Raw genomic sequence first — 10,512 nt, 5'->3', positions numbered from 1 at the left:
CTTGGCGACCGTGTTGGAATCCTTGCCGCTCATGGTCTGCAACACGAACAGATTGAAGCCGACCGGCGGCGAGACTTCAGCCATTTCCACCACCAGCACCAGGAAAATACCGAACCAGACGAGATCGAAGCCGGCCTGCTTGACCATCGGAATGACGATGGCAGTGGTTAGCACGATCATGGAAATGCCGTCGAGTGCCGTGCCGAGCACGATGTACATGACGGTGAGCGCCGCGATCAGCGCATAAGGGCTGAGTTGCAGACTGTTCACCCAGTTCGCGAGCGCCAATGGGATGCCGGTATAGGCCATCGACGTGCCCATGTAGGAGGCGCCCGCCAGGATCAGCAGGATCATGCAATTGACCCGCGCAGCACCCATGACGCTGGCCCAGAACGCGGGCCAGGTCAGCGCGCCCTGCCACCATGCGATCGCCAGCGATCCCAGCACGCCCCAGGCTGCACATTCCGTCGCCGTCGCCCAGCCCATCAGCAGCGACAGGAACACGAAAGCGATCAGCAGCAGAACGGGAAGAAGATTGAGCGATTCAGCGATCTTCCTGCGAAGACTCATCGGCGGATCGGCCGGCGGGGTGCGCTTCGGATTGGCAAGCGACCAGGCCGCGATGTAGCCGGAATAAAGCGCCATCACCAGCAAGCCCGGCAGGAATCCGGCGAGGAAAACCTGAATGATGGAGACGTTGGCCTGGACGGCGTAGACCACCATGGTGATCGATGGCGGGATCAGAATGCCGAGCGTGCCTGCACCGGCCAGGGAGCCGAGGCTCAAGCCTTCGTCATAGCCGCGCTTCTTCAGTTCGGGCAGGGCGATCTTAGCAACCGTGGCGCAGGTCGCGGCTGAGGATCCGGAGACCGAACCGAACACGCCGCAGGCGAGCACATTGACGTGCATCAGCCGGCCCGGCAGCCAGTTCAGCCAGGGCGCAAATCCGCGAAACATTTCCTCCGACAGCCGCGTGCGGTAGAGAATTTCGCCCATCCAGATGAAGAGTGGCAAGGCTGCGAGCGACCACGAGGCGCTGTTGCCCCACACCGTCGTCGCCAGCACGCTGCCCGCCGGAATGCCGCCGCCGGCGAATTGCATGCCGGCCCATCCCGTCGCCATCAAGGCGACGCCGATCCAGACGCCGGCGCCGAGCAGCAGGCCGAGAAATCCCAGCAGCAGCGCGGCGATGGAGAGCAGCTCCATGTCAGACCCCGCTCTGCATGGCGCGCTCGACGATTTCCTCGGCGATCTTCGGTTTCGGCAATTCGTAGCGCGGCGCAAAGCCGCGCAGGACATGGACCAGCTCATCCACAAAAGCGATGAACAGAATCACCAGGCCGCCGCTATAGCCGAGCTGCGGAATCCACAGCGGCACCGCGATGACGCCTTGCGAAATGTCGGAAAATTTCCACGACTGCCAAGTCATGACCGCGGCATGCCAGGCGAAAAAGCCGATGAAGCCGGTGCCGACCAGAAGCGCGGCGATCTCCACAACATGGCGGACATTGTCGCTCAGACGGTCAATCAAAAGACCGACGCGGATCATCTCGCCGTGCTTGAACGTATGCGCGAGCCCGAGGAAGGCTGTTGCCGCCATGCACCAGGAGATGAAATCGTCGCCCGCCGGAATATTGATGCCGAGCGGCCGGCCGGCCGAAAGCAACATCATCAGCACAAAAATCGCAATGAGGAAAACTCCGGCGAGATAGCCGGAGAAAAGATAGATTCGATCGAGAAACAGGCGGATCATAGTGTGTCCCCTCACACGCAACTTGCCCGGAAGCAATAGACGTACCACTTCCGGTAACGGTCCTCTTAGGGCCTGTCGATCCCCGCCGTGCCGAAAACGGGCTGCTGAAATCGGTGCCGGAAGAGGGGCAGGTTTGCTCAGGACCGTCAAGGCGAGGGAGTCAAATCCAGCGACTCCGCGTCGGTCTGTCGCGAACCGCCCGCCGACTGGATCGCTACCGCATGTACATCGGCGGCAATCCGGGAGGTACCGCACCGGAAAGGAATGAAGCGAGGAACATCTTGCCCAAGACATGGGTTGTTTCCGTCGTCCCGGCCTTCAGGCGCCCAGCGCGGATCGCCCGCTCGAATTCGGCGGAGGTTGGTGCCGAAAGGTCGGGATCGGGTGTTGCATGCGCAGCAGATGCCGACGCGCTTAACAACACACCGGCGTAAAAAAGGCGCGTAAGGGAACGCACTAACACCAATCTATCGCGCAGAAGACGATCCGGCGTTTGGCCAAGCCATGCGTGCAGCAACACTTCTTCCAATTCCGGTGATGGCGCAAAGTTGTCGAGCGTGGTCGCCAGATCGACGAGGGGATCGTTGCGGTAGCCGTTCTCCCAGTCTATCAGCCACAACCGTTTGCCATCGAATAAAAGATTTCGCGGAAGGAAATCATTGTGGCTGGACACATATTTTCCCGTATCAAGGGCATAGGCCTTGCGTATGCTGATCAGCCTTTGCGAAGCGGCATCCAGGAGGCCATGAGAAAACAGAGCTGTTTTGCAAACGTGCGTCCATAGCCGGTCCACAAGGTCCGGGTAGTTCATGAAGCACGGAAATCGCGGTAAAGCTTGCAGCTTCTTCAACATCGCTCCAATCGCCTGCGCTAACCCTTGGCGGCCGCCCGGGTAGGTTTCGAGCGGTCTATCTTCGATGAAATCCATCATCACGACCCGGTCTTCGGCATTCAGGTAATGAATTCGCGGGGCGATACCCGCCTCCGTTGCGATACGCATGGACTCATACTGGTGAGGATTGCGTAGCGGACCCGCAGGGCCTTCTATTCGCAACACGAAGTGACGACCGCTGGTCTCGATGAGCAAAACCACCGCCCCTGAAACGCCGCCTTTCACAGGCCGGACGTTGACGATAGCGGCAGCGCCCAGGACAGCGGTAATCGCCGAACTCGCGGTGTCGCGCAGTGCGGTCGGAAGTGCTGCAAACGGGTCGTTACTCATTGCCTTGCCCGGGACAAAGCGACGCGAACTGCGCGAAACGCTCTGCGACTTCGCGATAGACCTCGCGCCGGAACGGCACCACCAGATCGGCGACGCGGTCAAGCTGCTCCCAGCGCCATTGGTCGAATTCCGGCGGCTGGCCGTTGCGCGGCGTCAGCGGATCGACCTCGTTGTCATGTCCGGTAAAGCGCAAGGCGAACCACTTCTGACGCTGGCCGCGGAATTTTGCGAGCCGGTGCGACTGCGGTCCGTCAAATGGCGGGAAGTCATAGCTGAGCCAATCCGTTTCGCCGAGATAAGCGGTGCTGCTGACGCCGGTTTCTTCCCATAATTCGCGCATCACCGCGTCGCGCGGATTTTCATCGGCATCGATGCCACCCTGCGGCATCTGCCATTCCAGTCCGGGAAGAATGATTTCCGGTCCGTCATCCCTGAAGCGCCGCCCGATCAGGACCCGGCCGAACGCGTTGAACAGCGCGACACCCACATTGAGGCGATAGGGTTTTTCTTCGGTCATGGGTGTCAAGCCACACATTCAGCCGTCATCCTGAGGTGCTCGCCGTCTTCGGTGAGCCTCGAAGGATGGCCACAAGCGCCGGTGCCTGCGGCCATCCTTCGAGACGCCGCGCAAGCGCGCGGCTCCTCAGGATGACGGCTGAACGTGTGGCTTGAAAGTGCAATGACCTTAAAGTCCGGGCGATTCGACTTAACACCATCCCGTTCTAGCCGCCGGCGAGCTTGGAAAACTCCTTTATCACGCGCTCGTAGACCGGCCGCTTGAACGGAATGATCAGGTTGGCAAGATTTTTCATCGGTTCCCATCGCCAGCTGACGAACTCCGCCTTGTGACCGCCGCCGGGGCACTCGACATTGATCTCGGCGTCCTTGCCGGTGAACCGCATCGCGTACCATTTCTGCCGCTGTCCACGGTAGCGGCCCTTCCAGGTGCGTCCGGCAACGGTGCGGGGAATATCGTAGATCAGCCAGTCCGCCACCTCGCCGAGTTTCTCGACCGAGCGGACGCTGGTTTCCTCGTAGAGTTCGCGCTTCGCCGCCGTCCAGGTGTCTTCGCCGGGATCGACGCCGCCCTGCGGCATCTGCCAGACATGGGATTCATCGACATGCTCGATGCCGCCTCCGGCGCGGCGGCCGATGAAGACCAGTCCTGACGCGTTGATCAGCATCATGCCGACGCAAGTCCGATAGGGCAGGTCTTCATAGCGCGCCATTCCGCCGTTGCCTCTCGCGTTGCTGCAGCCGATCCGCACCGGCGAAATTCGCATGGTCCTGTTAACAGGCTCAGCTTGATTTTGATTTCAGCATCGCGGTTGTCAATGGCACAAGCAGGACGCCACGGCTCTCCAGCGACCTCGTCCAGGCGGCAATCCGTTCGATCGAAATCGGCAGCGCCGACGCAATGCCGACCGCCGTTCCGCGCTCTTTCGCGAGACTCTCGAGTTTCGCCAGCGTCCGATCGATCTCCACCGATGTCGGCACCGCGTCGATGCTGAAATCGGCCCTGGCGAATGGCATCGCCTGGCCTTCCGCCAGCGAGGAGGCGACACTGCGCGGCGCCGACCCGTCGTCGAGGTAGCCGAGGCCGCGTTTGGCGGCCTCGCGAACGATAGGCTGCATCGCAGCATCCGTGACGACAAAGCGCGCGCCCATGAAATTGGCGATTCCGGCATAGCCCTGGAATCGGCTGAGGTGCCAGAACAGCCGGTCGAGATTCTGCTCGGCGCTGAGCGTCGAGAGCAGGGTTTGCGGTCCGGGGTCGTTGTCGGGATAGTCGAACGGCTCCATCGGAATTTGCAGCAGCACCTCGTGGCGTTGCGCGCGGGCGCGCTCCACCAGCTTGCCCGGGTCCGAGCCGTAGGGCGTAAACGCCAGCGTCACCGCCGGCGGGAGCTTCATGATGGCGTCGCTGGTCTTGGCGGCACCAACTCCAAGGCCGCCGATGACGATGGCGATAACAGGCATCCTGGCGGCGCGGGCCCGGTCGGCATCGTTGCCTCCAGCATAGGCCGTGAAAGGCTTCAATCCATCGGCGGCGACCGGAATCATTCCATAGCGCGATTTTTCCAGCAGGCGCTGGTCGACCCCGGCCATCAGTGCGGGCGCGGCGTCACCCTCGACCTTGTCCGATGCATCGCCGGGCACCACGATGTCATGGCGCGCCCCGCTGGAGCCGTCGATGATGGTGACGGTTTTTTTGCCGGCGGGGTCGGCCTGCTTTGCCATCTCGGCTGCCGATTTCACGACTGGGGCGGGCGCGCCCGCGGGCGTCATGGCCGGCTTTTGAGCCGGCGGGGCGGTGCGGATCGCAACGCGCGCACTGGGCTCGCCGCCGAGCGGATTGTCATTGAAGACGGCGAAGCCGAGGAAGGCCAGCAGCAACAGCCCCATCAGCACCGCGATGGCCTGGGTCGCAGTAAACGGCAGGCGGAGGCGGCGGCGCTTCTTGCGCACCGCTTCCTGTCCGAGCGGCGTGCTCAGATCGTCCGCCGTTTCCGCCATGTTCCTCCCGGCCCTCCCCGAATCAGACGGTCCGACAATACCACGGTGAATCAAGAGCGCGGCAGACCGGGCACCAAAGCGTGGCCATAAGCGCGGTTCCAATTCCAAAAACAGCCCTCATCCTGAGGAGCGCCCTCTTGGCCGCGTCTCGAAGGATGGCAACGGGTTCGGTGCTTGCGGTCATCCTTCGAGACGCCGCGCAAGCGCGCGGCTCCTCAGGATGAGGGCTGTGTTGAACGGCGACCGGGTACGTTAGCGCCGAGTCCTCAAACAAAAGGGCGGCCCGAAGGCCGCCCGCTTGCGAAACTTGTTGTTGCATCAGGATCAGTTGGCAACCTTGTTGGCGGGCTTGTCGATCGCCGCCTTGTCGCCGGTGGCTGGCGCATTGGCGTTCACCTTGACGCCGTGCAGCAGGTCGGCCGCCATCTTCAGGGCCTTGTCGTCCTTGGCATCCGGCGGCACGTAGGATTGCGAGCCGGTCTTCTCGTCGCCCTCGGACTTCAGATGGCCGCGCAGCGAGGCTTCGCCCTTGGTGTCGGTGCGCGACTTCAACTCGTCGGGCACGTCCTGCAGCACCTCGATATCGGGGACAATGCCTTTGGCCTGGATCGATTTGCCTGACGGCGTGAAGTAGCGCGCGGTGGTGAGACGGAGCGCGCCGTTGCCGGAACCGAGCGGGATGATGGTCTGCACCGAGCCCTTGCCGAACGAGCGGGTGCCGACCAGCGTCGCACGCTTGTGGTCCTGCAGGGCGCCAGCAACGATTTCCGATGCCGAGGCCGAGCCGCCGTTGATGAGAACGATCACCGGCTTGCCCTTGGTGAGATCGCCGGCATGCGCGGTGCGGCGCTGGGTTTCCTCGGCGTTGCGGCCGCGGGTCGAGACGATCTCGCCGCGCTCGAGGAAGCTGTCGGAAACCGTCACCGCTTCCTCCAGCAAGCCGCCCGGATTGTTGCGCATATCGATGATGAAGCCTTTCAGCTTGTCGGCGCCGATCTGCGACGTCAGCGCGCCGATTTCACGCTTCAGGCCCTCGGTGGTCTGCTCGTTGAAAGTGGTGATGCGGATATAGGCGATATCGTCGCTTTCGACGCGCGCGCGCACCGAACGGACCCTGATATTGTCGCGCACCAGCGTCACGTCGATCGGATTGTCCGCACCCTTGCGGATGATCTTGAGCCTGATCTTGGTATTGACCGGGCCGCGCATCTTCTCGACCGCCTGATTGAGGGTAAGGCCCTGCACCGCTTCGTCATCGAGATTGGTAATGATGTCGTTGGACATGATGCCGGCTTTCGACGCCGGCGTGTCGTCGATCGGCGAGACGACCTTGATCAGCCCGTCTTCCATCGTGACTTCGATGCCGAGCCCGCCGAACTCGCCGCGGGTCTGCACCTGCATGTCGCGGAAGCTCTTGGCGTCCATGTAACTGGAATGCGGATCGAGGCCGGTCAGCATTCCGCTGATGGCGGACTCCACCAGCTTGCTGTCGTCGGGCTTCTCGACATAGTCGCTGCGGACCCGCTCGAACACATCGCCGAACAAATTGAGCTGGCGATAGGTGTCCGATGTCGCGGCGCGCGCGCTCGACCCCATCAGCACGGCGCGCGGCTGGGTCACGAAAAGCGTCAATGCCGCGCCTGTGGCGGCGCTGAGAAGAATTATCGAAGTCTTGCGCATCATCCCCGAACCTTTTCGCCTTCATTTGCGGCCCACCATGGGCCTGGATCAATGGGAGTGCCGTCCTTACGGAACTCGATATAGAGCACGGGTTGACTCGCATTTGCCGCGAGTATCGATGCAACCTGAGACGTGGTTCCCATGGTTGCGACCGGCTCCCCCGTAAGTACAAACTGGCCGATGTTGACCGAAATGCGCTCCATCCCGGCGATCAACACATGATACCCGCCACCGGCATTGAGGATCAAGAGTTGTCCGTAGCTGCGGAAGGGTCCGGCATAAACAACCCAGCCGTCACACGGGGTTGTGACCTGGGCACCGGCCCGGGAGGCCAAAGAAATGCCTTTTTCCGCGCCACCGACCCCGTCGGAACCGCCAAATCCGCGAATCTTGACGCCATTAACCGGTAGGGCGAATAAACCCTTCGCGGACGCAAAAGCAATGGCCGGGCTGAGCCGGCCCGGATCTTTCAGGGCACCTAGATTGGGCTTGCCATTGAGGGCCGCCGGAGCGCCCTTCAGGCTCGCCGTCGCGGCGGCTTTGGCGGCGCTCTTCAGATCCTGCTCCATCCTGGCGATCAGGCCCTGCAGACTGTCAGCTTGGCGCGCCAGCATCAGCGCCCGCGCGCCCTCTGCCTCCATGTCCTTCTCGATGGCGCTCTGCTTGCGCTGCCGTTCCTCGACAAGCGAGGCGAGCTGGACCTGGTCGCCTTTGAGCTTGTCGCGATCGATGCTAAGCTGATCGCGCTCGGCGGCGATGGTCTTGCGTAAGCTGATCAGTTCGCTCAGGTCGGCGACCAGCCGCTCGGCCTGTGCCCGCATCTCCGGCACCACCGATCCCAGCAGCATCGCCGTGCGAAGCGATTGCAGCGCGTCCTCCGGTCTCACCAGCAAGGCCGGCGGCGCACGGCGGCCGGCGCGTTGCAGGGCGGCCAGCACTTCGACGATTTCGGAACGGCGCGCATCGAGCGAGCTGCGAATCTGCGCCTCGCGCGCATCAAGCGGCGGCAGCCGCGCTTCGGCGTCGCCGATTCTTGTTTCGACGCCGCGCACGCGAGCGGCGATGTCGATCAATTGCTGATTGAGCTTGCTGCGATCCTGACCGATCGCCGCGATATCCGCCTTGAGCTTTTCCTGTAATTCCGCAGCGCCCTTTTGTTGCGCGCGCGCGGCTTCAAGTTCCTGCTCGCGCTGCTTGATCGCGTCTGGCGAGGGGGCTGTGGCCTGCTGAGTTGCAGCTGCGACCTGTGCAGCCGCGGGCGTAAGCGCAAGACCGGCAAAGCTCGCGGCGAACATGATCAGGGGCAGGGGAGAGCGGACTGGCTGCCGCCGACCGCGGCGCGCGGTGTCATCGTCCAAGCCTATGTCCTGCGTTGCTTGCATCGGATCCGATCGGGCCTTCGCTTCCGCGTGCCTAAGCGCGATGATAGGGGTGGCCGGCCAAAATGGTCGCGGCCCGGTAAATCTGTTCCAGAAGCATGACGCGTACGATTTGATGCGGCCAGGTCGCGGCGCCGAACGCAAGCTTGAGCTTTGCCTTGCGCCGTAAATCGGGCGAAAGTCCGTCCGCGCCGCCGATCAGAAAAAAAGTATTCGCGACCGACTCATCCCGCCAGCGCCCAAGATGCCGGGCAAACGCCGCGCTGTCGATACTGTCGCCACGCTCATCGAGCGCCACCAGGATCGATTTTTCCGTGATTTGCGCCGAAATCGCCGCGGCTTCCTCGGCACCGCGGGTCGCAGCGTCCCGCGCGCGGCTTTCCGGAATTTCATGAATCTCGAGGCCGCGAAAGCCGAGCTTGCGGCCCGCATCATCGAATCGCGCGCGATAGCGCTCTGCAAGTTCCCGCTCCGGACCTTGCTTGAGGCGGCCGACTGCAATGACCACGAGACGCATGAGCATTTTCCGGCAAAGTGGAATCCGGTTTGCCGTAGAAAATGCTTTAAATCAATAATTTGCGCGCATGAATGCGCGCTTGCACGCTATCATGCGCTCAGCCGATTCCCATCGGCCTTCGACTTAAAGCGTCTTCGCCGCCGCAGGGCTTTGCGTCCACAACCTTTCCAGATTGTAGAATTCGCGGACCTCGGGTCTGAACACGTGCACGATCACGTCGCCGGAATCGATCAGCACCCAGTCGCAATTGGGCAAGCCCTCGACGTGGATGCTTTTGATTCCGGTCTCCTTGAGACCTTTCGTGACGTTCTCCGCAATGGCGCCGACGTGCCGGTTGGCCCGGCCCGAAGTGACGACCATGTAATCGGAGAAGGCGGATTTGCCACGAAGATCGATGGTGACCGTTTCTTCCGCCTTCATGTCGTCGAGGCGGGAGAGGATCAGGTTCAGGGTCTTGTCGGCGTCAGGCTGCGCCTGCAAAACCACGGCTGGTGTCGATGTTTTACGCGGTTTCGGTAAAACAGACTTGGACAATACAGATGTGGCCAGGGACCATTCCTTTCACTGTATCGCGAACGCCGAATCCCGGCGCCCGATGGCTATACTAGGCATGTGGGGTTAACGGTTTCAATATTCCAGTGACGCGGCCGATTCACTTCTTGCCTTGTGTTGCCCAACTGCCATCCGGGTTCCGCAGCCCCGTCGACGACAGGCTCATCTTCATTCCCGTGAGAAACACCCAGGCCGGCGCGGACTGGTCGGCCAGTCTGCCGGCCTCGTTCTCGGGCAGGCGATAGCGCGCCAGCGCCTGGGCCGCGGGCGCGGCCAATGCGCGAAAACTTTGCGGGGGACGGTCGATCACCGCGATCGGCACCTCGGACGCGATGCGCCGCCAATTTTGCCAGCGATGGAATTGCGCGAGATTGTCAGCGCCCATGATCCAGACAAAGCGCGGGCCGGCAGCGCGGCGGCGCAGATAGGTGATGGTGTCGACAGTGTAGCGGGTCCCGATGACGGATTCGAGACAGCTCACATCGATGCGCGGATCGTCGGCGATTTGGCGCGCGGCCTCGATGCGCTGGTCGAGATCCTGCAACGCCCCATTTTGCTTGAGTGGGTTGCCGGGCGTCACCAGCCACCACACGCGGTCGAGCTTCAGCCGCTTGATCGCGAACAGGCTGATCGCGCGATGCGCGAGATGCGGCGGATTGAACGAGCCGCCGAGCAAGCCGACGCGCATGCCGTTGGTATAGAGCGGGATGACTTGAGAGACGGAACGCGAAGCGACTGAAGTTCTGCTCACTCAATCACCGCGTTCGCACTGCTTTTTGTTTGGCGCGTTTTCTTCATGCGAACCGGTACCCACCCCGGATCGCGTTGGGGGCAGGCTTTCGCTTGAAAACGCTTTGCTATTCACGGTCGCGTCTGCCCGTTGCCGCGCACG

Annotated in this window: 11 protein-coding genes; all 11 read right to left on the bottom strand. The window is 62.3% G+C overall.

Annotated elements, in window-relative coordinates:
* The coding region (locus VGP39_RS04095) for a TRAP transporter large permease subunit (protein WP_327566823.1) at nucleotides 1–1,206 on the bottom strand (1,206 nt) is incomplete at its 3' end.
* A 1-nt stretch (nucleotide 1,207) separates the two neighbouring features.
* A complete protein-coding gene (locus tag VGP39_RS04090) occupies nucleotides 1,208–1,753 on the bottom strand; it encodes a TRAP transporter small permease (RefSeq protein WP_327566822.1) in 546 nt (181 codons plus the stop codon).
* A 214-nt stretch (nucleotides 1,754–1,967) separates the two neighbouring features.
* Nucleotides 1,968–2,975 (bottom strand): phosphotransferase, encoded by a 1,008-nt coding sequence (locus VGP39_RS04085; RefSeq protein WP_327566821.1) that lies wholly within the window; start codon nucleotides 2,973–2,975, stop codon nucleotides 1,968–1,970.
* Entirely contained in the window at nucleotides 2,968–3,492 is a 525-nt protein-coding gene (locus VGP39_RS04080) for an RNA pyrophosphohydrolase (protein WP_327566820.1), read from the bottom strand. The genes VGP39_RS04085 and VGP39_RS04080 overlap by 8 nt, the downstream gene beginning before the upstream one ends.
* 205 nt (nucleotides 3,493–3,697) lie before the next feature.
* Nucleotides 3,698–4,204 (bottom strand): RNA pyrophosphohydrolase, encoded by a 507-nt coding sequence (locus VGP39_RS04075; RefSeq protein WP_327566819.1) that lies wholly within the window; start codon nucleotides 4,202–4,204, stop codon nucleotides 3,698–3,700.
* A gap of 70 nt (nucleotides 4,205–4,274) precedes the next feature.
* Entirely contained in the window at nucleotides 4,275–5,492 is a 1,218-nt protein-coding gene (locus VGP39_RS04070) for a divergent polysaccharide deacetylase family protein (RefSeq protein WP_327566818.1), read from the bottom strand.
* A 324-nt stretch (nucleotides 5,493–5,816) separates the two neighbouring features.
* Complete coding sequence (locus VGP39_RS04065) at nucleotides 5,817–7,175, bottom strand: S41 family peptidase (RefSeq protein ID WP_327566817.1); 1,359 nt, start codon at nucleotides 7,173–7,175, stop codon at nucleotides 5,817–5,819.
* Nucleotides 7,172–8,467 carry a murein hydrolase activator EnvC family protein gene (locus tag VGP39_RS04060; protein WP_327566825.1) on the bottom strand — a complete coding sequence of 432 codons (1,296 nt, stop codon included), beginning with the start codon at nucleotides 8,465–8,467 and terminating at the stop codon, nucleotides 7,172–7,174. The genes VGP39_RS04065 and VGP39_RS04060 overlap by 4 nt, the downstream gene beginning before the upstream one ends.
* 118 nt (nucleotides 8,468–8,585) lie before the next feature.
* On the bottom strand, nucleotides 8,586–9,068 hold the full coding sequence (gene rlmH / locus VGP39_RS04055) for a 23S rRNA (pseudouridine(1915)-N(3))-methyltransferase RlmH (protein ID WP_327566816.1): 483 nt from the start codon (nucleotides 9,066–9,068) through the stop codon (nucleotides 8,586–8,588).
* A gap of 123 nt (nucleotides 9,069–9,191) precedes the next feature.
* Nucleotides 9,192–9,548, bottom strand: a complete 357-nt coding sequence (gene rsfS / locus VGP39_RS04050; RefSeq protein ID WP_327566824.1) for a ribosome silencing factor — start codon at nucleotides 9,546–9,548, stop codon at nucleotides 9,192–9,194.
* A 172-nt stretch (nucleotides 9,549–9,720) separates the two neighbouring features.
* The gene (locus VGP39_RS04045) at nucleotides 9,721–10,371 is read right to left on the bottom strand and encodes a nicotinate-nucleotide adenylyltransferase (RefSeq protein WP_327566815.1); all 651 of its coding nucleotides are present in this window, start codon (nucleotides 10,369–10,371) and stop codon (nucleotides 9,721–9,723) included.
* Between the last annotated feature and the right edge of the window lie 141 nt (nucleotides 10,372–10,512).

It is taken from the genome of Bradyrhizobium sp. (genome assembly GCF_036009065.1).
Taxonomy (GTDB): domain Bacteria; phylum Pseudomonadota; class Alphaproteobacteria; order Rhizobiales; family Xanthobacteraceae; genus Bradyrhizobium.
This window is presented reverse-complemented; position numbering and strand designations above follow the sequence as displayed.

Bases quoted from the DNA above. Each gene is read 5' to 3' on its own strand.
- VGP39_RS04060 (WP_327566825.1), bottom strand. From the start codon at position 8,467: ATGTTCGCCGCGAGCTTTGCCGGTCTTGCGCTTACGCCCGCGGCTGCA.
- rlmH (WP_327566816.1), bottom strand. From the start codon at position 9,068: ATGCGTCTCGTGGTCATTGCAGTCGGCCGCCTCAAGCAAGGTCCGGAG.
- VGP39_RS04080 (WP_327566820.1), bottom strand. From the start codon at position 3,492: ATGACCGAAGAAAAACCCTATCGCCTCAATGTGGGTGTCGCGCTGTTC.
- VGP39_RS04090 (WP_327566822.1), bottom strand. From the start codon at position 1,753: ATGATCCGCCTGTTTCTCGATCGAATCTATCTTTTCTCCGGCTATCTC.
- VGP39_RS04085 (WP_327566821.1), bottom strand. From the start codon at position 2,975: ATGAGTAACGACCCGTTTGCAGCACTTCCGACCGCACTGCGCGACACC.
- VGP39_RS04075 (WP_327566819.1), bottom strand. From the start codon at position 4,204: ATGGCGCGCTATGAAGACCTGCCCTATCGGACTTGCGTCGGCATGATG.
- VGP39_RS04070 (WP_327566818.1), bottom strand. From the start codon at position 5,492: ATGGCGGAAACGGCGGACGATCTGAGCACGCCGCTCGGACAGGAAGCG.
- VGP39_RS04065 (WP_327566817.1), bottom strand. From the start codon at position 7,175: ATGATGCGCAAGACTTCGATAATTCTTCTCAGCGCCGCCACAGGCGCG.